This is a genomic window from Roseivirga misakiensis (genome assembly GCF_001747105.1).
In the GTDB taxonomy this organism is placed as follows: Bacteria; Bacteroidota; Bacteroidia; order Cytophagales; family Cyclobacteriaceae; genus Roseivirga; species Roseivirga misakiensis.
The window spans coordinates 1,734,748-1,760,247 of sequence record NZ_MDGQ01000005.1 but is presented as its reverse complement, the minus strand read 5'-3'; the positions used below and the strand labels follow the sequence as shown (position 1 = coordinate 1,760,247).

Below are 25,500 nucleotides of genomic sequence, written 5' to 3'. Positions count from 1 at the left end.
TAAATTAGTCTAGTCGCTTTAAAATAGGGTTAAAGGCCTTAGAAGCGACTAGAACTTTGTCTCCAATCGTTAAGTCCTTCAGCTCTTCCTTTTCTGATATCACGCGCACCAAATCTTTCCCAATAAGCACCGATACAATGCTAACTACGCCTTCAGGTCGGATATCCACTATTTCGCCTGTAAACTGAAATTTACCACTTAGCCCTTGGTTTGCTAGAATTTCTGTGGGTTTACCGCTTTTGATAATCGCACCGTTTTCCATGACTAATACATGATCTGCCAATTTTAGTGTTTCGGCAGTATCATGTGTCACCATAAGCGTAGTGAGGTTATAGGTCTGATGTAACGCTAGGATATGCGATTGCAGGTTCCTTCTAGTTTCGGGGTCTAAAGCGGAGAGGGGCTCATCTAGCAGGAGTAGAGCGGGTCTTTGTGCAAGCGCTCTGGCCAAAGCAACACGTTGCTGCTGTCCGCCTGATAGGAACTTGGGTTTCACGTTCTGCAAGTCTCCCAGGGCCATTATTTCAATCAATTCATTCAAATATGCCTTGCTTTCTCCTTTTGGTAAAGCAAACTCAAGGTTCCCTAAAACCGTCATATTCGGGAAAAGTGAATAATCTTGAGAAACATAACCGATATTTCTCTTTTGCACTGAAAGGTTAATCTGTTTTTCCGAATTGAACCAATCTACGCCATTACAAGATATACGGCCTTGATCAGGCGTAATTAAGCCCGACATTAGCCTTAATAAAGATGTCTTTCCAGCCCCAGATCGTCCCTGAACTGCGGTGAGTGTGCCTTTGGCCAATGTAATTGCCGCTGTAATGCTGAACTTACCAACGTTGCTTTCTAATGATTTACGGATGGATAAGTCTATCATTTCCAAAAACGTTTAAGTGCCCCATTGTTGATCATATAGACTGATAAAAGCACCAGGAAGGAGAAAATCAGTAAGATAAGCGCATAGTTGTTGGCAGCGCTGTAATTGAGTGACTCTACTTCATCATAAATAGCAATGGAAGCTACTTTCGTTTGGCCTGGAATGTTGCCTCCAATCATTAGCACAACACCAAACTCACCCATCGTATGCGCAAATGAAAGGGTTATACCTGTAATAATCGAAGGTTTGATATTGGGCAAAAGCACGCGGATCAAGGTTTGTAACTTAGATTTTCCGATCATAAATGAGGCTTCCGAAATAGATTGAGGTAGGCTCGATAAACCGGATTGTATTGGGTGGACCATAAATGGTAAGCTGTAAATCAGAGAAGCTATGACGAGTCCTTCAAAAGAGAAAATCAAGCTAAGTCCGAGCGTTTGATCAAGCCAGGCACCAAAACCATTGTTTGGACTAAACGCGATCAATAAATAGAATCCTAATACTGTAGGAGGAAGCACAAGAGGCATACTGATAACGGCTTCAATAAACGGTTTTGCCTTACTCTTAGTGTTAGCCAACCAATTGGCGATCGGTATAGAAATGAACAGCAAGAGTATTGTAGTGACGGCGGCTAGTCTTAAAGTCAATATGATGGGTTCCCAATTCATATCGCCGATAACATGATTTCATTAGACTTGATCATGGCAAATACTGCCGTTCCTTTGGCCAAATTAAGCTTTTTTAAGGCTGAAGTGGTGGTAATGGAAGATATAAGCGCTGTATCAATTTGAATCACTACACGAGCGAGCAATTCATCGGTTTCTAAAGATAGAACCGTCCCGTTTAGCTTGTTTTCAACGCTTAGAGCTTGTTCTTGACTTAAGCCAATGATTACTTCGGTCTCTTTGAACAAGGCGTTAATCACATTACCTACTTTCAAAATGTCCGAAGTTTCAGGAGTATCGATCACCATGGAAGTCAGGACTTGACCAGCAGCTTTAAGCGTGACAATACTTAAACTTCCTTTGGTATTAATAGATGATATTTCGGCTTTTAGGGTATTCAATTGTTGACAGTCGAATAACCGAAGTTATCCAAAATTTTCTGTCCATTAGAAGAAAGGACAAAATCATAAAACTCCTGTGCCTGTTGACCGAGCGCTTCTCGTTGCGCTAAAATAATCATGGATTGGGCCAACGGCTCATACATCTCGGTAGGGATTTCGGTCCATTGACCTTTTCCTTGAAAAGCTTCGGCATAAATGCTAGACTTGGATGTAAAGCCCAGTCTGACGGCTCCTGTGAGCAAAAATTGATTGACTTGAGCAATGCTTTCTCCAAAAACGAGGCGATCGTTTATTTTATCGATATCACCGGTGGCTGTCAAATATTCTATGGCAGCTTGGCCGTAAGGTGCCGTTTTTGGATTGGCTAGTGCCATTTTCATCGTCCTTAATTCAGCTTCCTGATCTTTTGAGAGTACGGAGTCCAGCGCTGACCATACAACCAATTTTCCGTAGGCATAGATCTTCGGTGCTTGATCGCTAATACCATCATCGAAAAGTTTCTGGGGGAACCTTGTATCGGCTGAAAAGAATAAATCATACGGCGCTCCAGCAACAATTTGTGATGTGAGTTTCCCAGAAGAACCTAGTATTACCTCAATTTCGTGACCGGATTGTTTTTCAAAGACTTTTTCGAGTGCCTCCATGGCAAACTGCATGTTGGCTGAAGTAGCCACACGAAGCGTTGGATCAGTATCTTTCGAACAAGATAATGCCGTGATAGCCAAGAAAAGCACTAAGCCGATTTGTCTCATCGCAATGAATTCCAAAGTATTTCTACTGGGTGAAGGGCTGTTCTGGCGGTTCCATCTTTGATCTGATGACGACAACTTGTACCAGCCGCTGCAATTAGCACTTCCTCAGGTTGTTTTCTAACGGTAGGGAAGAGAACGAGTTCTCCGATTTTCATAGAGACCTCATAATGCTCTTTTTCATAACCAAAAGAACCTGCCATGCCGCAACAGCCTGAAGGTATCATATGGACCTTAAAGTTTTTCGGTAGGGATAACAGCTTTTTAGTCGGAACCATCGACGAAAGTGACTTTTGATGGCAGTGTCCATGCACTTTAATCAATTGTGATTTTTCAGTAAAGCTTTCTGCTGAAATTCGACCCGCATCAAATTCATTGGCCAAAAATTCCTCAATTGTGAAGACATGCTGAGCGATTCTAGTCGCTTTTTCTTGTAATTCACCCCGCGTTAAAGAAATGTATTCATCTCTAAAAGTCAGTATTGCTGATGGTTCAACCCCAACTAAAGGTGTGGCCGCTGTCAATAGCTCATCGAATATGGCGATGTTTTGCTCTGCCAGTTTTTTCGCGTCGTCCAATAGGCCTTTAGATAATTGAGGTCTACCAGAATCGGCATGAGGCACATAAATCACTTGATAACCTAGCTTATCCAATAGTCTTACGGCCGTTTCTCCGATTTCAGCATCATTGTAATTGGTGAATTCATCGCAGAAGAAGTAGACCTTTTTATCGGAAATATTCGGTTTAAAATCTTTGGTTAACCAGTGATTGAGCGTCTTTTCTGACAATTTTGGCATACTTCGCTCTTTGGCAAAACCAGCGACTGATTTTGCCAAGTTTCCTGTGAAGTCATTGCCGAAAATGAAGTTGTAGGCCCATGGGACTTTGCTGGCGAGCTTCATCTGTTTAGAAAAGTTTCCGATGCGCTTAGCCCTAACTGGGACACCATTTTTCTGGTAATATTGGTATTGCCATTCGGCCTTTAATTTGGCCATATCCACGTTGGATGGACATTCTGAACTACAGCCTTTACAGGAAAGGCACAGATCCATAACTTCCTTTATCTCATCATTCGCAAATGGATTTTCCTCGTTGGATTGGGTTAGGATTTCTCTAAGAATATTGGCTCGCGCTCGAGTAGTGTCTTTCTCATTTCTAGTGGCCATGTAACTAGGGCACATTGTACCACCGCTTAGTTCTGACTTGCGACAGTCTCCAGAACCATTGCATAGCTCGGCAGTACGCAGAATACCGTCAGTAGGTGTAAAATCGAATTTTGTATCAAATTCTTTAGTCTCTTGATCCTTCTCATACCTTAAAAAGGTGTCCATTGGAGGCGTATCGACGATTTTACCCGGATTAAAGATATTTTCGGGGTCCCAAATTTCCTTTACTTTTTTGACCAATTGGTAGTTATGCTCACCGATCATTTGGGGTATAAATTCTCCTCTCAGTCTGCCATCACCATGTTCACCAGAGAGTGATCCTTTATACTTTTTTACCAGCGTCGCGATTTCTTCAGCAATAACCCGGAATTGCTTTTGACCTTCAGCGGTCTTTAGGTTGATGATCGGGCGGAGGTGTAATTCTCCTGAGCCAGCATGAGCATAATGAACCGAGTAGAGACCGTGTTTGTCTAGAATTTCATTGAATTCTTTGATATAAGCTGGTAAATCTTCGACGTCAACGGCTGTATCTTCTATGACAGGTGCAGGTTTGGCATCACCAGGAATGTTTGACAAAAGCCCTAAGCCTGCTTTTCGAAGGTTCCAGACCGATTTGATTTTAGCGCCCTTAATGACAGGGTAGGCATATCCACGCCCTTGTGCTTTTAGGTCATCTATGAGTGTTGCTACTTTTTTATCGGCTTCCTCACTGTTTTCGCCATTCAACTCAACGACAAGTATCGCTTGCGGATCACCTTGTACAAAAAAGCGCAACGCATTGTACATCGCGTTTCGTTTTGTCGCCTCCAAAATGTAGTGGTCCATGAGCTCACAGGCCGATGGTTCATATTTTAGGGCAACAAGGTTCGCTTTTAAACTATCGTCTATAGTCTCGGAATGTATGCAGACTAGTCTTTTGTTATCGGGAGGTAGTGGTGTCAGTTTAATCTTCGCAGCCGTTACAAAACATAACGTACCCTCGGAACCTGCGATTAAACTAGAAAAATTGAAAGGCGACCCTGAAGGGGAGAATGGTACTTGGCGCAAGAGCATATCCAACGCATAACCAGTATTTCTTCTAGGTATATCGGCCTTTGGGAAGCCCTCGATTATCTCTTTTTGATTGACCTCATTCCGGAGAATTTCTCGCGTTTCAAAGTAGATGTTATTCTGTAATTCCCCACTGACGGAAAGGCCATTACAACGATCAAGAAAAGCATTGGAATCTACGTTGCCAAACCAAGATTCGCTACCATCTGCCAGTATAGTATTTACTTCAAGTAAATGTTCTCTCGTACTGCCATAAGTCACAGAATTAGAGCCACATGAGTTATTACCAATCATGCCACCAATCATTGCTCTATTCGCGGTAGATGTTTCAGGAGCAAAGAAGAAACCGTAAGGTGCTAAATGCTTATTTAAATCATCACGAATGATACCAGGCTCTACCCAAGCATAACCTTCATCAGCGTTTACCTCGAGTATCTGATTAAAGTGTTTCGAGATATCTACAACGATACCATTCCCCACAACTTGACCGGCAAGGCTAGTTCCCGCGGTTCTTGGAATAAGTGATGTCTTGTTTTTGCGTGCATAGTGCACTAGGGTAATTAAGTCCTCTTTATTGGAAGGAATGGCTACGGCAAGCGGTAACTCGCGATAGGCTGAGGCGTCCGTGGCGTAAAGTTTACGGGTGGTCTGGTCAGTGAATAATTCCCCTGAAAGGGATGTTTTTAAGTCGCTTAAACTCATCAGTCAGCAAATTATAAGGAATGCCGCTATTCTGGAAGAATACCACCCTAGTTTTTACTTCTATCGTTTGTTCTAATAAAAATTAATGAAAGACCAGGATGAACTTAGAGCCTTTGCCAATTTCACTCTCAAGTAATATATCACCGTCGTGAAGCTGCATGAGCTGTTTGGATAAGCTTAGACCAATGCCAGAACCTCTGTTTTTGGTAGAGTAGAATGGCATAAAAATCTTTTGCTGAGCTTCCTTTACTATTCCAGGTCCATTGTCTTTAATGATGATCGAAGTCTTGCGATTGGTGATTTTAACCTCAATTTCAACCAAACCATCGGCAACACTTTCTACCGCCTCTCGAGCATTTTTTATCAAATTAATCAAAACTTGTTCTATTAATTGCTCGTCGAGCATCAAGAATTCTGGCACTTTTGGCAGCTTCACTTTGAGTTGACCCTCTTTAAAATCAGATTTCATCAAGTTTACCGTGTTCTGCACAACATCATTGACCGAAATCTCAACCCTGTTTGGCGTAGGAAGATTAGTATAATCTCTATAGGCATTAATAAAGTTGATCAGGCCATCCGATCTGCCAGAAATAGTCTTCAAACCTTCTTCTACATCTTCGAGACTTTCGTGAGAAATAATATTTCTAGTTTCTTCCTTTTTAACATCTTCTGAAATAATCTCTGTCAAAGTAGCCGTGAGAGAAGAAATAGGGGCGATAGAATTCATAATCTCATGTCTGAGTACTTTGGTCAGATTTTGCCATGCCTCGAGCTCTCGTGCCTGTAATTCTGCTTTAATGTCTTGTATCGATAAGAGTTTGTAGGAATCTTGCCCAAGTTTATAATAGGTTTCAAAAATCGCTAGTTCTCTGCCATCTGGAGACTTGTAAATCGCTCTAGAACCGTCTTTTAGCACATCTATGATCTCTGCGATTTCCCTTACTTTCACGGTCATTTGCCTAGAATGTCGCAATCGGCTTAAACCAAGTAGTTCAATAGCCGATCGGTTGATTAGTTTTATTTGGCCTTCATGGTCAATGGAAATAATCCCCGAGGCTATATTGTCAATGACGACTTGGAGTTCTTGGAAAAACTCTTCTCTCTTCTGTCGCTCCAATAAAATAGCATCTATAACTTCTTTAAAGGCAATGTTTAGTGCTTTGAATGTCTTTCCGAGCTTATTGTCATGAGTGAAACTCATGTTAAAGTCATTATACTTAATGGCGTCAAAAAACCGTGTAAGCTTCTGATTGGTACTCTCGATGTAGTTGAATAGCTCGAATAGCTCGAAAATGATTAAGAAGCCAGTCACCACTGTAGTGACGTATTTTTTATCGAAGAAAATGAGGTAAACGAAGGCTGCTACCGTCAAAAAAAGCACGATAACGCGTAAAAGAACAAAAAGCCTAAACCGATTAAAGCCCATATTTTTCTAATCTTCTGTATAACGATGATCTGGTTAATCCCAATTCCTGAGCAGCATGCGTAACATTTCCATTATGTTTAGCTAAAACCTTTCTGATCAAGATTCTTTCTACATCCTCCAAATTATATTGCTCTAGACTAATATCGCTATTATCCTTCGGTTGTTGAGGGGTATTGAAAAAGAAGTCCTCAGGTTGAAGCACATTGTCTCGACTCATAATTACAGCGCGCTCAACCGCATGTTGCAACTCACGGACATTACCTGGCCATTGGTACTTTTCTAGGCGTTTTATAGCCGCTTCGCTGAACTTATAGATGTCCTTATTGTACTTCTTCGCGTACTGTTTAAGATAATGCTCGGCAAGTATAGGAATGTCTTCAACACGTTCACGAAGTGCCGGCAGTCTCAGCTCAATAGTATTAATCCTGTACAATAAATCCTGCCTGAATTCACTATTCTGGACCATGTCGTACAGCGGCATATTAGTGGCGCAAATCAGTCTAATATCTACTTCGATGATTCGATTTGAGCCGACACGGCTAATTCTTTTGTTTTGAATGGCTGTTAGTAGCTTGGCTTGAAGTGGGAGGGTAAGGTTTCCGATTTCGTCCAAGAAAAGTGTTCCTCCATTCGCAATTTCAAATCTACCAGGCCGATCGGTTTTAGCATCGGTGAAAGATCCTTTTACATGCCCAAACAACTCCGATTCAAATAAACTTTCTGAAATGGCACCCAAGTCTACACTAATGAAAGGATTATCGGCACGCTTAGAATTTCTATGTAAGGCACGGGCGATCAACTCTTTTCCTGTACCATTTTCCCCCAATACGAGAACATTGGCATCCGTTTCGGCCACGCGGTCAATCGTATCAAAAACTTGAATCATATTGGGAGATTGACCAATAATGTCCTTGAATTTCTCGTCGAGGTCTGCTTTTAGAATCTCCTGTTGATCTTTGAGTTGCTGAATTTGGGTTTTAGATGATTTTAATTGAAGGGCTGAATTGAGCGTGGCCAATAGTTTTTCATTTTCCCAGGGTTTCATTACGAAATCAGAAGCACCAGCTTTGATGGCTCTTACAGCCATATCTACAGATCCAAATGCCGTAATTAGAACGACAACCGCAGAAGGATCTATTTCGAGTATTTTATCCAACCAGTGAAATCCCTCTTGACCTGAGTTTACGTCCTGTGTAAAGTTCATGTCTAATAAGATGACATCGTAACTCTCATTTTTCAGTAAATCGGGAAGTAGTGTGGGATCTTTCTCCAAGTCAATTTGTCCAAAGTGTCGTTTTAAGAAGAGCCTTGCGGCTTTGAGCAAATCCTCGTTATCATCTACTACTAAAATGCGCCCTGTGTTCATATTATTGAATGCTTAAATTGTACTTTGATACAAATTAGAATAAGGGTGAATATACAAACAAATGTAGCCGTCCGCCAGCGGACGGTAAAGTTCGTCTGCGGATGGCGCAAGTATATTGAATGATTTTAAAACACTGTATATCAGGTGGTTAAAATTGGTACGGTGCTTGAAAAGGATTTGTCAAATCTTAAAAATATGTTTACGAACTTTCTCAGAATCGCAATAAGACAATTCAGCAGTAATAAGATATATTCTTTGATCAACGTCTTCGGATTATCGCTAGGGTTGGGGTGTTTTATACTCTTGGCACTCTTTGTTAATCGCGAAACGAATTTCGATGAATTTCATGCAAACAAGGATGATATTTATCAATTATACCTTGCCGATAGTAGTTTGGTAAACGGTCCATTTAGCTACGCTTCCGAAGCACCTATGGGGCCAGCCATTATGGAAGAAGTTCCTGAAGTATCTAAGTTTGTACGATTTGGCGGTGGACCTAACCTCACTATAGTTACGGACGACAAGTCATTCAAACTTGATGGTTTGTATTTCACTGATGCGTCAGCATTTGAGATGTTTGATATAGAAATCATTGCGGGCGAGGCACCTAGAAACACTTTCAATAAAAGTGACCTACTTTTGGCCGAAACAGAAGCATTACGCTTATATGGCGATGTAAATGATGCCATAGGAAAGACTATAAAAGCAGATGATTTAGATGAACTTCAAGTTATCGGGGTGTATAAGGATATGCCGGGAAATTCACATTTGGAATTCAATTCCCTGGTATCCTTTGACTTGGTTAAAGATCTAATCTTTTATGGAGCTCCATTTGCCATAGATATAGACCCAATGAATTGGGGTGAATTAAGTTCCTTTACAACTTTTGTGATGTTAGATGGAGAAAGAGATATTGATCTATTATCACAAAAGACTCAAAAGGTTTTTGAACCTCATGTAGGTCAAAAAGAAGTCGAATATGTGCGATTAGATGATATTTACCTTTACGAAGGGTATAAGGGCTTCTTTAAATCAGCTGGCGATCGTAAAGAGTTGAATTTGTTCATCAGCGTTGGCATGGTTTTACTTCTTATTGCCATTGTTAACTACATGAACCTTTCTACTGCCAGATTCTCGAAAAGAGCCAAAGAAGTTGGGGTACGAAAAACGATCGGCGGACACAGAAATCAGTTAATATTTCAATTTTTAGTGGAGTCGATTACTATCACCTTTTTTGCAATGATCATAGGGGTAGTATTTGCCGAAATAGCCATGCCTTATTTTAATGAGTACACAGGCAAATTGATCGACGTTAACTTTGGTTCAATCCAAACATATTTCTTTTTAGTGGGTACTGTACTGCTTATAGGAACTATTTCAGGAATTTATCCAGCTTTTTACCTTTCTAGATTTAGCGCTAAACAGAGTCTCACCCAATCGAACGGTGGGAAGGATAAAAGTGTATTCAGAAAGGTGCTCGTAGGGGTTCAATTTGCCATTTGCTTATCACTAATGTCGGCAACTTATATCCTCTACTCACAATATCAGTATATGAATAACTTAGATTTAGGCATTACTACTGATCAAGTGATGGTAGTGGAGTTGAAAGGCGATCAGTTGTCGAAATCTGTAAAAAGTATCAAGACCGAAATCGCTAAATCGCCAAATATTGAATTTATTAAAGCCGCAAATGTTAGCCCAATAAGTGGAGGAACAGTCAACTTAAACATTACTGTTGATAAAGAGAAGGTTAATTCTTCTCTGATGATTGTCGAATCTGGCTTAATGGATTTGCTCGAAGTAAAGATTGCAGATGGAAAGCTATTTTCTGATTTGCCAGAAAGTGAAAGAAAGAAAACGGTTTTGGTCAATGAAGCCTTTGTGAGACAAATGAAAATTGACGACCCACTTGGTAAAACTGTTTTGGGTAACAATAAAGTAGTTGGCGTTGTAAAAGACTTTATCTATCAGTCGGCCAAGGAAGAAATTAGGCCTGTGGTGATTACGCAAACCAGCGATGCTAATAGCTACTTGTACATTAAAGTGAGTAACAATATAAAGAAAGGACTTGCCGATATAGAAAAGGTACTTGTCAGTTTCGATTCAGAATATCTTTTTGACTATCAATTCCTTGACGATGTCTTTGCGGATAAATACGAAGATGAGAAACGGCTGGGAGAGGTTTTCGGTTTGTTTAGTGTCCTGACGATCTTTATTGCCGGCTTAGGCATCTTAGGTTTATCAATTTACATTGCTGAGTCTAGAGTGAAAGAGATCGGCATTAGAAAAGTGCTAGGTGCTAAAATTGGACAGGTTGTCTGGTTGCTAAATAGTGGAATAACCGTGTTAGTACTCCTAGTGGCACTATTGGTCATACCTGTGGTATTTCATTTCACAAGTGGCTGGCTCGAAGACTTTGCCTTTAGAATAGACTTAAGTCCGGTGCATTTTATACTACCATTACTGACTTTACTAGCAGTACTATGGAGTATACTACTCTACCAGGCCTACAAATCAGCTAAAGCTAACCCAGTCAATGCTTTAAGAGCAGAATAGTCCTAATAGTCACACACAAACTCCATTCACAGGTGTGGCATCTTCGCGACACTGTGAATGGTTTATTTTTAATTTAAAAACAAAACAAACTAAGGTCATGCTCAAGAATTACGCTAAAACTACCCTAAGATTCTTTTGGAAGAATAAGTCTTATAGTCTTATCAATATTTTAGGCCTTTCGGTAGGGATGGCCTGTTTTATTATGCTCACACTCTTTGTTCAAAACGAATTTAGTTTTGATGAGCACTACAGCGATAAGGATCGCATATTTCAGGTCTATTTAAAGGATAGTTCTAGCACGCGAAGTGAGTATTATATGCAGACCATGGCACCGACTGGTCCACTTTTCGAAGAAATGGTGCCTGAAATCAAGGAAACCATTCGCTTTGGCAGAATGAGTGATAAAGTGCTCAAAACTGTGCAGGGCGAAAAGTACCCTGTGGACGGAATATACTACACTGATGCTGAGGTTTTCGACTTCTTTTCAATTCCATTACTGGTGGGTTCTAAGGAAGATGCGCTGAGCACCAAGGAAAACCTTGTGATATCGAAACAAGAAGCTATCAGGCTCTTTGGGGATGTACAAGCTGCTGTCAACAAAGAAGTGGAAATAGTGGATTTTGGAAGATTGATCGTCAGTGGTGTTTTCGAAGACTTAAAACACAATTCACATCTGGATTTCGATTACTTGATTTCGTTTGAAAACGCAGACAAGGCCATGGGTATGAATCCCGATCTAATCGGTTCGTCAGGTCGTAAAACACCCTCAGTTCAAGATTGGGGTGTTGTTTCAGCGTTTCCACTATACGTTAAACTGAAAGAAGGGAGCTTCAAAAAAGAGACAATCGCCTTAAAGCTTCAAGAAGCAATACGACCGCATAGACCTTCAGATTTAGTTAAGCTTGTTCCAATTAATGAGGTTTACTTTTCAGAATTAAACAAGGCCTATTTCGATAGGAAAGGAGAGGCCTCCAATGCACAGCTTTATTTGATCATTGCATTTATTATTCTTGGTGTGGCAGTCATTAACTACATGAATATGGCCACAGCACGGCATGCTAAACGTGCTAAAGAAGTCGGTATTCGGAAAACAGTGGGCGGTTACCGTTTTCAAATTGCGGCACAGTTTTTTATTGAGTCCATGTTTATGACAGGGATATCATTGTTGGTAGCCATATGTATTACTGAAGTATCCTTACCTGCGCTTAATTCCTTTATTGGCAAGGAGTTAGGAATAGCCTATGAAGCTATCGAGACATATTTTTTATTGGTTTCCTTTGTTCTAATTGTAGGAGCACTGTCTGGTATATATCCTTCGCTTTACCTCTCAAAGTTTAACCCGATTCAAGTCTTGTCTGGAAGTGTTTCTGGAGGAACCCGTGGCGCGTCTTTTAGAAAGGTTCTAGTCGGCTTTCAATTCTTTGTTTGCCTAGGGCTTATTGGTGTTACCACGATCGTTTACAGTCAGTTTAATTACATGCAAAGTTTAGACTTAGGTTTTGATAAAGATCAAGTTTTAGGTGTGCCATTACACGACAAAAACTTGAAAGACAACTATGCAATCTTTAAGGATCAGCTACTTAAAAACCCTGAAATCATGGCTGCTTCAGGCGTTTCTTATTCTGTTTTTAATGGTAATATGAGCCTATTTGCTGATATAGAGGGCTTTGAGGAAAGTCAAACAATCAGCTACATGACCGTCGAGTCGGACTTCCTTAAAACAATGGATATCGGTGTTAAGGTTGGCGTGCCATTCGATCAAATGGAAGATAGCCAACGGAAGTCTGCCATGTTTGTGAATGAGATCGCCGTTGAAAAGTTTGGGTGGGACTCGCCATTGGATCAAAAGCTATTCGGTGCTTCGATTACAGGAGTTGTCAATGACTTTTTATATGGTTCGGCCAAGAATGTGATTGCGCCAGCAGCGATGTTGGTAAGTGAAAAAGACTTTAACCATGTTTACATCAAAATAAACGGTGGTGATGTGAAAGCTGCACTTAGTCATATTCAAGGCGCCTTTGAATCATTTTCAAAGGATTACCCATTTGAATTCAAGTTTTTGGATGATCACTTTGCAGAAAAGTACGCTCAGGAAAAGAAGCTTTCGGATGTATTCTCGATTTTTAGTCTATTAGCCATTTTTGTTGCCGGATTAGGGATTTTTGGTCTATCTATTTTCATGGCTGAGCAGAGGATAAAAGAAATCGGTATTAGAAAAATTTTGGGCGCTAGCGTAAGTCATATCATTTGGATTTTGAATAGTAGTGTAACTAGACTAATGATCTTAGTAGCTGTGGTTACTTTACCTGTCGTTTATTATGTAATGAGCGATTGGCTTGCCACTTTCGCTTTCCATATCTCCTTGAACACTTTAACGCTGATTGCCCCACTGATCTTCTTGTTGGTGATCGTTTGGGCAATACTGGCTTTTCAGTCTTATAAATCGGCTACCACAAACCCGATAAATTCCTTGAGAACTGAATAGAAGAAGGGTTACCGTCCGCTGGCGGTCACAACAGTTCGCCTGCGGATAAATGGTCTAATCATTATATTATTAACCACCTGATTAATAGGGTTTTAACTTTGGTATGGTGCTTGAAATGAAAATCAGCATTAGCCCAAAGAAAAACTCAACAACATGAACAGGTTAGGTCGATTTTATAAATCAGGAATTAAAAGCATCAAAAGGGAAAGGTTCTTTGCTGCAGTCAATATCATCGGGTTGACCCTTGGTATGTACTGCTTCTTGATCACGACGCTTTATGTCAAGGATGAATTAACACACGATAACTGGCATCAGAACCGAGATAACATCTACATGCCTAAGATTGAGATGAGTTTCGGTGGAACAGGTGAATCCTTTAACCTGTTTCCTCCCGTTCAATTGGGCGATGCTATGAAGCAGGATTTGCCGGGAATTATTGACGCGGTTAATATCAGTTTAGCACAGACTATTAATTATACGATCAAAGAGGAGGATTTTAAATCGAAAGCCTTCTTTTACACCCAGCCTTCTTTGTTTTCAGTATTCGATTTCGACCTGAAATATGGAAATACCGAAACTGTTTTAACGTCGACGGACGAGATCATTTTATCCGCCGAAATGGCACAAAAGCATTTTCCGAATCAAAACCCAATCGGAGAGTTTGTGGAGGTGTCGGACAAAGGTACTTTTCGGGTTAGTGGAGTCCTTGAAGCAATTCCTTCAAACTCTCATTTACAATTTGAATTCTTAGCCCTTATCAACCCAAATGCTGCTCCTTACGATTTTAATTATAACGATTGGCGTACTGGATCTGGACTCAATTACATTCTAGCACGTGCCGATTATTCCCCAGATAACTTATTAGAAGATACAAAACGTGTGTTGGCAGCTAGAGATAGTTCAGAACTTTTAGGGAAATACATTTACAACAATTTCTCTGATTTATATATGAACGGCGCCACGATGAGAAGTTCAAGCAGTACCATGTTTGGCGGCCAAATGAAATACATCTACATTTTCTCCTTAATTGGTGGCTTACTACTACTGGTCGCTTGTTTTAACTATATCAACTTAACGACAGCTCGATCATTTGCCCGATCAAAAGATGTGGCCATAAGAAAGATTATTGGAGCTAGTAGAACACGTTTAGTGTTATTTCAAATGGGGGAAACGTTGTTTTTAGCCCTTTTCTCCTTAGTTATTGCGCTAGTTTCTGTAGAAGTCACTCTGCCTTCAATTAACTCGCTTCTAGAGAAACAATTGGACTTAGACTTTATTGGATCACCTTCGGTGCTCTGGATACCGCTAAGCGTTTTGGCGTTTGTCGTGCTGATCTCTGGACTTTACCCGGCATTTACAGCCTCAGCATTTAGTTTGTCTTCTGTGTTAAGGGGGAGAAACCCCAAGTCGACCAAAGCAATTTTTAGAAAGGCCTTAATCGTTTTTCAGTTTCTAATTTGTATTGGACTCTTATCGAGTGCTTTAGTCATTAGGGGACAAGCCAAGCACTTGATGAATATGGATTTAGGTTATAACGAGGAAAATATTCTTAGCCTTAACCTAACAAGTGCCGGACTTTTCGAGAAGTATGAGGAGGCCAGAAATGAGTTAGAAAGAATACCGCAAATAGAAAAGGTTACGGGTTCTCCGCTTCCAAACCTCAATTCCGTAATCATGATGGAGGTTGAAAATGGAGATGAAAAGGTAAACCTGAATTGCTTTTATGGAGCCGCCGATGTCGATTTTAATGAGATTTTCGGTCTAGAATTTATCCATGGTAGTGGTTTTGATGGATTAACCGAGTCTGAATTAAAAGCCGCTTCAATTATCAACGAAACCGCTCTAAAGCAATTGGGCTGGGAGGGCGACCCTATCGGTAGAGAGCTTATGAAGGGGAAAGTGGTCACGGGAGTTGTTAAAGATTTTCATTACCGTTCTGGAAAAAGCAAGATTGGTCCAATCCTGATCGATAATCAGATGGGGCAAATCAGAAATCTTCAGTTCAAATTTAAAGAAGGCAATCGTGCCGCAGTGACAGCCCAAGTCCAAAGCGCATTGAAAGGCCTTGTTCCTGATCAGACCATTGAATTGGAGGAGGTAGAGGACTACTTTGCAGATTCTTACGGCAAAGAAGAGAGCCTTGTAAACATATTTGATCTATTGACTGGACTTCTCATGATGGTGGCTTTTCTAGGCTTATTTGCCTTGGCAACCTTCGAAAACCAACTCAGGGAAAAGGAAATGAGCATTCGTAAGGTGTTAGGCGCTAGTTATTTCAGCCTAATCAGGGTGTTGAATAAAAAGTTTAGCTGGTTGATTTTGATAGCCGTGTTGGTTTCTATTCCAGTATCATATGCACTTATCACTAACTGGTTGGCTTCATTCCCATATCGGGTAGAAAATTTGGTGCCGTATTTTCTGGTTTCCATTGGTGCAGTCATCATACTTGCTGCGATTATTCTAGGAACCTACAGTTATTTCAATACTCAAAAGAACCCAGCAAACATTTTAAGAAACGATTAAAAGTAAAACTATATGAAGTTCTTTACCAACGGAGTTAAATCCCTCAAACGCAATAGGTTATTCACCTTTGTGAATGTTCTTGGCCTATCGCTTGGGATGTTCTGTTTCCTAGTTTCCTCGCTTTATGTTAGGGACGAACTGACACACGATAAATGGCATGAAAATTCAGATAGAATTTACCTGCCATCGCTTGGTAGAGAAGTAGCCAATGGGTTTAGTTATACAAGCCCGCCATTCGCAGTACATAACGCCCTGTTGAATGATATTCCAGGAGTAGAGACTGTTGTCAACTTGGCAGAAGTAGTGACTGAGAGTTTCTCTTTTTTGAAGACTTATGAAGTAAAGGGGGAGACTTTCGACTCTCGAAAAATATATGCAGCTGAGCCTACATTTTTCGATGTTTTCGATTTTGACCTAAAGATTGGTGACGAGAAAAATGCGCTGAACGATCCGAAAGATATAATCATATCGGCTGAGTTGGCTGAAAAGCATTTTGGTAAAGAAAACCCAATCGGTGAGTTTATTACCCTCAAAGATAAAGGTACTTATAGTGTATCTGGTGTATTGAAGCCAATTCCAAGCAATTCACACCTGCGTTTTGATTTGATCATTTATGCAGATTTAAATGCGCATCCCTATTCAAGTTATAAAGGTAACTGGCAGCTAGGATGGGGTAAAAATTACGTTCTCATGCGTGATAATTATTCAATTGAAGACCTGACGAAAGATCTAGACGAAATTTACCAACGAAATCAACCTTTCGATGAACCTATGATTGTAGGGTTCGACTTATTTAGTGACCTCTACCTAGATGGTCGAGCTAACGGACGGGAGAGACCCGTTTTCGGAGGTGATCGAAAGTACATCTACATTTTTTCAATTGTTGGTGCATTACTCTTTCTGGTTGCTTGTTTTAATTACGTGAACCTAAAAATTGCTGGTTCTTTTGCCCAAACCAAAGATATGGCTATCAGAAAGGTACTTGGTGCTAGCAAGGCCAAGCTGATCTTACTATCCATTGGCGAAACAGCGCTAGTTGCTATTATATCCTTGGTTATTGCCATCATTGCCGTGGAATTGAGTCTAGGAGATGTAAATCAAATTCTAGGTAAAAGATTAGATCTTTCCTTTATAAAACAGCCTGAGCTACTCTTGTTACCATTCGGAGCTTTAGCACTAGTCGTTTTAATATCGGGCATTTATCCTGCACTAGTTTCCTCCTCATTTAATATATCTAGCTTACTCAAAGGCAGCCTGCCTAATGTGAACCGATCGGTGGTTAGAAAACTTATTGTGGGTTTTCAATTTGTGATTTGTGCTGGTCTACTTTCAAGTGCATTTATCATAAGAGGACAGGCTAAATATATGATTAACAAAGATATAGGCTATAATACTGAGAATGTCTTTAGCATTGGTCTCTATGAAAATGGATTTGGACGGCGCTATGAACAGTTGAAGTCTGAATTGGAGCGAATACCTCAAATTTCGGCAGTCACAGGGTCTTCATTGCCAAGTAGTATGATGGGAATGTTTCTCCCAGTGATCAAAGATGGGGAAGAAACGCAGGCATTGTTCCGTACGAGTCCAGTTGATCTGAATTTTAATGAAGTAATGGAAGTGGAATTGATTAAGGGTCAAACCTTTGCCGATATTCCAGAATCTAGACTCGAAAATGCAGCAATTATCAATGAAACCGCCTATAAGTCGGTAGGGATAGAAGACATTATCGGTAAGAAGATTGATCGATTTGAGATTATCGGAGTGGTTAAGGATTTTCATGTAGCTAGTGTGAAATCTGAAATTTCCCCGGTGATTTTAACGATCAATAAAGAGGAAATAAGAAACTTACAATTCAAGTTTAGGGCAGGTGAGAAGGATGTTGTTATGGCACAACTGGAACAGCTGTGGAAAGATCAGAACGTTCAAAAGCCACTTAAAACGACAGAATTGGCCACTTTTTATGCAAACGCATTTAAAAGGGAGGCAACATTACTGACTATTTTCAATGGTTTAACGGCCATGCTAGTAATCATCGCCTTTCTTGGATTGTTTACCATTGCCACTTTTGAAAGTCAATTTAGAGAGCGCGAATTGAGCATAAGAAAAGTGTTGGGTGCCGATTATTTAAGCCTGTTGAAATTATCTAATGGTCGGTTTCTAGGCTTAGTGCTCATATCTCTGCTGCTATCTATTCCTGTAACCTATGAGCTGATATCTGGCTGGTTGGAAGGTTTCCCTTACCGAGTTGAAAGTCTAACTACCTATTTCATTACCTCTAGCGCTGTTGTGCTATTCCTAGCTGTTTTTGTGCTCTCATTGAATGGTCACAAAAACGCTCAAAAGAACCCTGTGGATGTATTAAGAAACGAATAGTTGAAGATATGATAAAGAACTACGTCAAAATCGCATTTAGAAATCTTGCCAGACACAAAGGCTATTCTTTCATTAACATTACAGGATTAGCATTGGGCATCGCCTGTTGTTTGCTCATTCTCATGTATGTCAAAGATGAGGTCACATTTGATCAGTATCATTCAAAATCAGATGTATTATACAGACTCACTTCTGAATTAGAGTTTGGTGGAAGTACCATGAAAATGGGAGCCACTAGTGAAATTGAAGCTAAGGAGTTCGCCGAACGGATTCCTGAGATTGAGAATTTCACAAGGTTCTCTGGCACAGCTGCGATTGTCCGTAAAGGCGAAGACTTTATTCGCCAGTTTGGAGTAGTTTTTAGTGACCAAGGCGTCTTTGAAATGTTTGATTTCGAGGTGTTGTCTGGTTCGCTAGATGGCGTTTTAGAAGAACTAAATCGTGTAGTTATCACCAAGGAAAACGCGGAGAAGTATTTTGGTCGAGTAGATGTCGCGGGAGAGGAATTGACGATTAGACTTCAAGGACAGTTAGAAAAATACATTATTGATGCAGTTATTAATGATATACCTACAAATTCATCGCTACGCTTAGAGTTTGTATTCCCTTGGAAGAAGCATGAGGCACTTCAAGGACCTGTTACCCGACCATGGGGAAGCATCGGCTCAACTTCAATTCTACAATTAAGAGCAGGGGCAGACCCTGTAGCCGTAGCCGAAAAAATCAAAGAAGTCCGCGAACGCCTTAACCCAGGAGAAGATGAGGCCTTTGCGAGAAGTGTGGTCAATGGGCTCCAACCTTTCACTGATATTCATTTAAGTAAAGAGTTTAACAGTGGGTCCGCTGGTATAAAAGCGGCCAACGATCCAAATTCTTCCTATATACTGTCACTCATTGCCATTGTTATACTGGTTTTGGCGTGTATCAATTTTGCAAACCTCACAGTGGCTAGGTCATTACCAAGGGCCAAAGAAATCGGGGTGAGAAAAGTGCTCGGTGCACTAAAGAAACAACTCGCTTTTCAGTTTTTAAGCGAAGCAGTATATGTGTCTATTATCTCCTTTGTATTGGGCCTCATTATGGCTGAATTCTTCCTGAACGGATTTGGCAATTTGGTCAACAAAGAATTTGCTGGAAACGTAATGAGTGATGCAACACTCATCGGTTCATGCTTTTTGCTTGTCATTTTTACGGCCTTGCTGGCAGGAGCTTATCCGTCATTTGCCATTTCAAGGTTCCCTATCATTTCAAGTCTCAATGGTAAGGCCAAGTTGGCAGGCAAACGATACGTTTCCAAAGGACTTGTTCTGCTGCAATTTACTATGGCTGGTATACTGGTAGTTGGAACAATTGCCATGAATCTCCAGATCAAACATATGCTCACAGTCGATTTAGGCTACAACGATAAAAATCAAGTGAGAGTCTCGTTAAATGGTAATGGCGAGAATGGCAAATTGTTAAAGAACGAATTGATGTCAAACCCTCAAATTGAGCAAATGGCATTGACAAAGGGTTATGGAAGCGGCTCTGAATTTGACCTGGCTGGTAATAAATTCTTTTCCTTAACATCTAGTGCCGAAGACGCATATTTTGACATGATTGAAGTTCCACTTTTAGCAGGCCGAAGGTTGAAAGATACGGGCGATGACTACGGTAGAACGCAAGATACATTGCAGAATGTCTTGGTAAACGAAAGGTTTTTGGAAGAAATCGATGTCGACCTGAATGAAGCAATAGGCCAGATTGTTGGAGATGGCGGAGGAACCGATCGCGCCCGAATCGTCGGGGTTATACCAGATTACAAATATGCATCCGCGAAGAATAATGTCATGCCGATGGTATTCTTTTCGCCGGGATTAAATAATGACTATCAAAACCTTACGATTAAGTATAATCCTGATTACTTGTCAAACATCAAATCAGCAGTTGAGGAGGCATGGAGAAAAGTAGATCCTTATCAGCCTTTGAGTTTTGCTTTTATCGAAGAGGAAAACAAAAACACTTTTGCGGAGGAGAAACGATGGAAACAAGTAATTACTTATTCTACCTTATTAGCTATTGCCATCTCTTGTCTAGGTCTATTTGGTTTAGCCCATTTAGCAGCTCAGCAGCGTGAAAAAGAGATCGGTGTACGTAAAGTTTTAGGCGCTTCAGTGTCACAATTGGTGTTTTTGCTTAATTCAGGCTTCTCCAAGCTTGTGCTCTTGTCATTTGTATTCACTATCCCGATCGCTTACTATTTAGTGGAAAGTTGGCTGGAAAATTTTGCCGATCAAATCAATATTGGTGTCATGTTATTCCTTATTCCTATGATCATCACATTGGGTATAGCAGTCATTACCATTTCCATTCAGTCATTTAAAACAGCCAATTCAAACCCAGTTAATTCACTGAGAAACGAATAGTAAAATGCTCAAAACTAACTTTAAAATAGCCTTCAGAAACCTTTTGAAAAAGCGTGAATTTACGCTGATAAATGTATTTGGGTTAATGGTCGGTCTCACCACTAGCTTACTGATTTTTCTATGGATTAACGATGAAGTGAACTACGACGGGTTCCATCAGGATAGTGAGCTCATTCACATCGTTATGACCAACAACCAGCACAACAATGGAGAAATATCCACTGGTTGGAATCAAAATGGGCAAATCAAAAACGTGTTGGACAGTGACTACCCTGAAGTGGAAAAAGCGCTTCGGGTAGATGAAAGAGTTCATCAATTGACAGTAGGAAACATCAGCATCAAAGAAACTGGTATTATGGCTGATGAGGAGTTTTTCCAGGTTTTTAACTATCCGATCATTAAGGGAAAACTTGAGGAGGAATCTTTAGCCACTGGTGGGGATATATTTCTTACAGAAAGTATGGCCATGCGGCTCTTCAAAAGGGTAGATGTTATCGGTGAAATCGTAAAAATTGATAATAGCCGAGACGCTATCGTCAGGGCAATTGTAACTGATCCGCCAAAGAATAGTCGATTCGAGTTTGGGTTTGCCATTTCTATGGAACACTGGGTCAAGGAGAATGATTGGATCATGAAATGGGGCAATGCAGGCATCGGCACTTATGTAAAACTAGCTCCAAATGCCGACCAAAATGTGGTGAACAATAAAATCAGCGATCTCATTAAAAAGAATAATGGTGGTGACGGTGTTTCCCTATTTCTAAAGCCATTCGATGATATCTACCTCAAAGGAGATTATGAAAATGGTGTTCAGAGCGGAGGAAGAATTGAATACGTTCGGTTGCTAGGAATTATTGGCGTTTTCATCGTTTTCATCGCTTGTATCAACTTTATCAACCTATCGGTTGCAGATGCATTTAAACGTGTAAAAGAAGTAGGGGTAAGGAAGGTGACAGGCGCTTCAAGGCTCGTTTTGGTCAAGCAATTCTTGACGGAATCAGGCTTAATCGTACTTATCGCATTTCTACTATCCATCGTGTCGGTAGAAGTACTTATAGGCCCATTTAATGATCTTACGGGTAAAGCGATAACGCTCAATTGGTTAGATGGAAATTTACTACTCATATTAGCCAGTCTGGCCGTCTTCACTATGTTAGTATCGGGCATATATCCAGCATTGGTACTGTCAGGTTTTAAAGTAGTGAAGGCCTTAAAAGGTAAAATTGATGTAAAAGGGACTTCGGGTACTGGAAGAACCTTTAGAAAAGGTCTTGTTGTATTTCAATTCGCAATCGCTGGGTTCTTAATTTTTGCTACTTGGGTGGTCAACGATCAAGTGGACTTTATTCTCAATGGTAAAGCCAATATTGATAAAGAAGGCGTGGTGAAGCTTTACAACCACGGAGATCTCTTAAAACGATATGACAGCTTCAAGGCGGAATTGCTCAAAAGCCCGAGTATTACTTCAGCAACTCTTGTTGGAGGCAATCCTTTGAATATAGGCTCGGCTACAGGAAATTTTGAATGGGAGGGAAAGGACCCGTTAGTAGACAAAACAAGTTTTAGGCTGCTTTTCTCAGAAGTGGATTTTGTTAAAACCATGAACCTAGAAGTAGTTGCTGGTAGAGACTTCTCGTCAGAAATAGAAACAGATAATTTAGGCGTTTTGGTGAACGAGGCGACTGTTAGAGGGATGAATGTTGAAAACCCTATTGGTATGCCGGTTCAATTTTGGGGCGTCGATACCAAGATCATAGGCGTAATTAAAGATTTTCATATCGCTTCTGTTTATGAAGAAATTCAACCACTGATTATTGTCAATTATGCCGATAACAGTGATTATGTGACAATTAAAATAGCTCCAGGTCAAGAAAAAGCTGCGCTTAAGAAATTAGAGGATACATATGCCGATTTTATGCCTGGTTTTGTATTCGAGTATGAGTTTTTAGATGCAGAACACGAGCAGATGTATCAGAGTGAACTGCTAATCCAACAGCTAGCCACAATTTTCGGTCTGATCGCCATTGCTATATCCTGCCTTGGCTTGTTTGGTCTTACCTCTATCAATGCGCAGAGAAGTGTCAAAGAGATCGGTATACGCAAAGTTTTAGGTGCTAGTATTCAAAGCATACTGGTGAATTTTACCATGAAATCACTGCTTCTACCATTACTGGCAATGATTATTATGGCACCATTTGCTTACTACTTAATGGGGCAGTGGCTTAATGGGTTTGTCTATCACGTCAACTTTTCTGCCCTACAAATTTTAGTAGTAATGGCCATGTCGCTAGTCATAGCATGGCTCACCGTGGTCTTTATATCCTACAGAGCGGCTAGAACAAACCCGATCAATTCATTGAGAAACGAATAGTAAAACAACAAGGTCAAATGCTATACAACTTCATCAAAATCTCATTACGTCACATTCGAAAAGATCGACTTCATGCAATAGTGAATATTACTGGGCTAGCTATTGGTATGGCGTGCTTTATTGTCCTGATTGTTTATGTAAACAATGAATATAATTACGATGCTTCCAATCCGAATAAAGACCTGATTTATCAGGTTTATATGACTGACTCGGTTGGAGTGAGTGATGGGCCAGACAGACTTATGGCACCTTTAGGACCATTGGCCAAAGAGGCCATACCGGAGATCGAGTCTTTTGCTAGAATAGGGGTAAGAGGAGATTTGGAGGTATCGGCAGTTGGAAATGATTTCATTTTACCCAAGATACATTCGGTAGATAATACCGTCATCGACTTCTTTGATTTCGAATTTTTGGATGCCGAAACTGAAGGATTTGAGTTAAGAGAAAATGATATTATTCTTTCAGAATCAGCAGCCAATAAGGTTTTTGGAAATGCTACCAATGCGATCGGTAAGACATTTGAAATTGTAGGTTATAAAGACTTTATCGTTAGCGCAGTTTTCAAAGACTTGCCTAAAAATTCACATTTAGCGCTCGACTACCTTATCTCATTTAATAACGTGAGAGACCTTACGTTTTTTAAGATTTTCAACTATAAGATCGATTTAACGAAATGGGATATCAGTAGTTTCCCAACTTATATTAAGGTTGACCAACCTATTAATGATGTTCAACTGATTGCGGATAAGATTGAGAAAGCTATCGCGCCTAATACTGGGGAAGTGATAATTAAGCTTGTCCCATTGGACGAGATTTACCTATCTGACTGGAATACATCTTATTTCAAACCTAAAGGGGAGCGGGCCTACGTAAACCTATATGCGGCTATTGCTTTGATCATATTAATAGTTGCAGTAGTCAATTACACAAACCTCTCTACGGCTAGATTTTCAAAAAGAGCTAAAGAAGTTGGGGTAAGAAAAGTACTAGGAGGTTACAGAAGCCAGTTAGTCCAACAATTCTTAGTGGAGTCCATCACCATGTCCTTATTCTCAACTGTGCTAGCCGTTTGTTTGGCAGAAATATCCATGCCTTATTTTAACAGTTACACTGGTAAGTCAGTCCAAATTCCTTACGGAAGCTTTTCAACATATCTATACTTTTTGGCTTTTACGATCATAGTAGGCTTGGTTGCAGGAATCTATCCATCTTTATTTCTTTCGCGTTTTAAACCGCTAAAAAGCATTCGAAATAAGTCCCATAAGAGCAGTTTTAGGCGCACGCTAGTTGGTTTACAGTTCGCTATTTGCTTGGTGCTAATGGCACTGACTGGAATAGTGTATAATCAATATCAGTACATGCGCGATTTGGATGTAGGGTTTAACACGGATAATCTGATTACGGTACCACTAAGGGATGAAGGCCTTCAGAAATCTTATCAGAATTTTAAGAACGACCTGCTGAGTTCACCTCAAATATCAGGCGTTGTAGGAAGTTCCTTCAATATTTTTAGTGGAGGAAGAAAAATTGAAACGGATATTGAGGGCAGTGAAGAAGACTTGCCGATTGTTTATGAAAGAGTAGAGCGAGGGTTCTTTGAGCTTATGGGGATGCAAATTTCTGAGGGCACTACTTTTAAAGATATACCGATAAGTGAAACCAGAGGAGCACTAATTGTTAATGAAGCTACCTTATCCACCATGAATTGGGATTCTGGCCTCAATAAAAGGCTAATGGACCTGGAAGTAAATAAGGTGACAGGTGTCGTTAAGAATTTTATTTACGGAACGGCAAAAGAAAGGGTAGAACCATTAATGTTTACGACTACTCAGGGAAATCGAGGCGAATTCTCTAATGTTTACATCCGATATAATGGCGATGCATCTGAAGTACTTCGAACAATTGCAAAAATCTTCAATAGCTACGCTACATATTCCGCCTTCGAATACACTTTCCTAGAAGATCATTTTGCTGCTAAATATGAAGCCGAAGAAAAGTTAAGCCAAGCCTTTAGTCTATTCAGTTTATTGGCGCTTTTTATAGCCAGCTTGGGCATTTTCGGACTTTCTGTATTTATGGCTGAAACTAGACTGAAGGAAATAGGAATTCGAAAAGTATTTGGTGCTGAAGTTCGACAAATCGTGTGGATGCTGAATAGTAGTACTACGCTTTTGATTTGTGCAGTTGCAGTATTCGTGATGCCAATAGTTTACATCTATAGCAATAGATGGCTCCAAGCCTTTGCCAATAGAATTGAGTTAAACCTGCTTTATTTCGCCATGCCGATAGTTTTTCTAATCATTTCGGTATGGATAATTCAATTATACCAATCACTCAAATCAGCCAAACTAAACCCAGTTGTTTCACTTAGAAATGAATAAG

General features: G+C 40.3%; 14 protein-coding genes. 7 read left to right on the top strand and 7 right to left on the bottom strand.

Annotated elements, in window-relative coordinates:
• Positions 1-4 precede the first annotated feature (4 nt).
• The 7 genes from BFP71_RS15140 to BFP71_RS15110 all read right to left on the bottom strand — a co-directional run bounded on the left by BFP71_RS15140 (position 5) and on the right by BFP71_RS15110 (position 8,405).
• On the bottom strand, positions 5-880 hold the full coding sequence (locus tag BFP71_RS15140; RefSeq protein ID WP_069836283.1) for an ATP-binding cassette domain-containing protein: 876 nt from the start codon (positions 878-880) through the stop codon (positions 5-7).
• The gene (gene modB, locus BFP71_RS15135) at positions 877-1,548 is read right to left on the bottom strand and encodes a molybdate ABC transporter permease subunit (RefSeq protein ID WP_069836282.1); all 672 of its coding nucleotides are present in this window, start codon (positions 1,546-1,548) and stop codon (positions 877-879) included. Before modB ends, BFP71_RS15140 begins: the two co-directional genes overlap by 4 nt.
• Positions 1,545-1,946 carry a TOBE domain-containing protein gene (locus BFP71_RS19180; RefSeq protein WP_088125065.1) on the bottom strand — a complete coding sequence of 134 codons (402 nt, stop codon included), beginning with the start codon at positions 1,944-1,946 and terminating at the stop codon, positions 1,545-1,547. Before BFP71_RS19180 ends, modB begins: the two co-directional genes overlap by 4 nt.
• Positions 1,943-2,698 (bottom strand): molybdate ABC transporter substrate-binding protein, encoded by a 756-nt coding sequence (modA, locus tag BFP71_RS15125; RefSeq protein ID WP_069836281.1) that lies wholly within the window; start codon positions 2,696-2,698, stop codon positions 1,943-1,945. Before modA ends, BFP71_RS19180 begins: the two co-directional genes overlap by 4 nt.
• Positions 2,695-5,613, bottom strand: a complete 2,919-nt coding sequence (locus BFP71_RS15120; protein ID WP_069836280.1) for an FAD-binding and (Fe-S)-binding domain-containing protein — start codon at positions 5,611-5,613, stop codon at positions 2,695-2,697. Before BFP71_RS15120 ends, modA begins: the two co-directional genes overlap by 4 nt.
• Before the next feature lie 82 nt (positions 5,614-5,695).
• On the bottom strand, positions 5,696-7,039 hold the full coding sequence (locus tag BFP71_RS15115) for a sensor histidine kinase (RefSeq protein WP_069836279.1): 1,344 nt from the start codon (positions 7,037-7,039) through the stop codon (positions 5,696-5,698).
• Complete coding sequence (locus tag BFP71_RS15110) at positions 7,029-8,405, bottom strand: sigma-54-dependent transcriptional regulator (protein WP_069836278.1); 1,377 nt, start codon at positions 8,403-8,405, stop codon at positions 7,029-7,031. Before BFP71_RS15110 ends, BFP71_RS15115 begins: the two co-directional genes overlap by 11 nt.
• A 195-nt stretch (positions 8,406-8,600) precedes the next feature.
• Between BFP71_RS15110 and BFP71_RS15105 the strand changes: the two genes are divergently transcribed.
• The 7 genes from BFP71_RS15105 (at position 8,601) to BFP71_RS15075 (ending at position 25,499) form a co-directional block, all read left to right on the top strand.
• Positions 8,601-10,961, top strand: a complete 2,361-nt coding sequence (locus BFP71_RS15105; protein ID WP_141719775.1) for an ABC transporter permease — start codon at positions 8,601-8,603, stop codon at positions 10,959-10,961.
• Positions 10,962-11,058: 97 nt separating this feature from the next.
• Positions 11,059-13,446 carry an ABC transporter permease gene (locus BFP71_RS15100; protein WP_069836276.1) on the top strand — a complete coding sequence of 796 codons (2,388 nt, stop codon included), beginning with the start codon at positions 11,059-11,061 and terminating at the stop codon, positions 13,444-13,446.
• Positions 13,447-13,599: 153 nt separating this feature from the next.
• A complete protein-coding gene (locus BFP71_RS15095; RefSeq protein WP_069836275.1) occupies positions 13,600-15,969 on the top strand; it encodes an ABC transporter permease in 2,370 nt (789 codons plus the stop codon).
• Positions 15,970-15,981: 12 nt separating this feature from the next.
• Positions 15,982-18,342 (top strand): ABC transporter permease, encoded by a 2,361-nt coding sequence (locus tag BFP71_RS15090; protein ID WP_069836274.1) that lies wholly within the window; start codon positions 15,982-15,984, stop codon positions 18,340-18,342.
• Between the two features lie 8 nt (positions 18,343-18,350).
• Positions 18,351-20,747 carry an ABC transporter permease gene (locus BFP71_RS15085; protein WP_069836273.1) on the top strand — a complete coding sequence of 799 codons (2,397 nt, stop codon included), beginning with the start codon at positions 18,351-18,353 and terminating at the stop codon, positions 20,745-20,747.
• A gap of 4 nt (positions 20,748-20,751) precedes the next feature.
• The gene (locus tag BFP71_RS15080) at positions 20,752-23,118 is read left to right on the top strand and encodes an ABC transporter permease (protein ID WP_069836272.1); all 2,367 of its coding nucleotides are present in this window, start codon (positions 20,752-20,754) and stop codon (positions 23,116-23,118) included.
• A gap of 17 nt (positions 23,119-23,135) precedes the next feature.
• Positions 23,136-25,499: an FtsX-like permease family protein gene (locus BFP71_RS15075; protein ID WP_069836271.1), complete on the top strand. Its 2,364-nt coding sequence runs from the start codon at positions 23,136-23,138 to the stop codon at positions 25,497-25,499.
• Position 25,500 lies beyond the last annotated feature (1 nt).

Bases quoted from the DNA above. Each gene is read 5' to 3' on its own strand.
- BFP71_RS15140 (WP_069836283.1), bottom strand. From the start codon at position 880: ATGATAGACTTATCCATCCGTAAATCATTAGAAAGCAACGTTGGTAAG.
- modB (WP_069836282.1), bottom strand. From the start codon at position 1,548: ATGAATTGGGAACCCATCATATTGACTTTAAGACTAGCCGCCGTCACT.
- modA (WP_069836281.1), bottom strand. From the start codon at position 2,698: ATGAGACAAATCGGCTTAGTGCTTTTCTTGGCTATCACGGCATTATCT.
- BFP71_RS15120 (WP_069836280.1), bottom strand. From the start codon at position 5,613: ATGAGTTTAAGCGACTTAAAAACATCCCTTTCAGGGGAATTATTCACT.
- BFP71_RS15115 (WP_069836279.1), bottom strand. From the start codon at position 7,039: ATGGGCTTTAATCGGTTTAGGCTTTTTGTTCTTTTACGCGTTATCGTG.
- BFP71_RS15110 (WP_069836278.1), bottom strand. From the start codon at position 8,405: ATGAACACAGGGCGCATTTTAGTAGTAGATGATAACGAGGATTTGCTC.
- BFP71_RS15105 (WP_141719775.1), top strand. From the start codon at position 8,601: ATGTTTACGAACTTTCTCAGAATCGCAATAAGACAATTCAGCAGTAAT.
- BFP71_RS15100 (WP_069836276.1), top strand. From the start codon at position 11,059: ATGCTCAAGAATTACGCTAAAACTACCCTAAGATTCTTTTGGAAGAAT.
- BFP71_RS15095 (WP_069836275.1), top strand. From the start codon at position 13,600: ATGAACAGGTTAGGTCGATTTTATAAATCAGGAATTAAAAGCATCAAA.
- BFP71_RS15090 (WP_069836274.1), top strand. From the start codon at position 15,982: ATGAAGTTCTTTACCAACGGAGTTAAATCCCTCAAACGCAATAGGTTA.
- BFP71_RS15085 (WP_069836273.1), top strand. From the start codon at position 18,351: ATGATAAAGAACTACGTCAAAATCGCATTTAGAAATCTTGCCAGACAC.
- BFP71_RS15080 (WP_069836272.1), top strand. From the start codon at position 20,752: ATGCTCAAAACTAACTTTAAAATAGCCTTCAGAAACCTTTTGAAAAAG.
- BFP71_RS15075 (WP_069836271.1), top strand. From the start codon at position 23,136: ATGCTATACAACTTCATCAAAATCTCATTACGTCACATTCGAAAAGAT.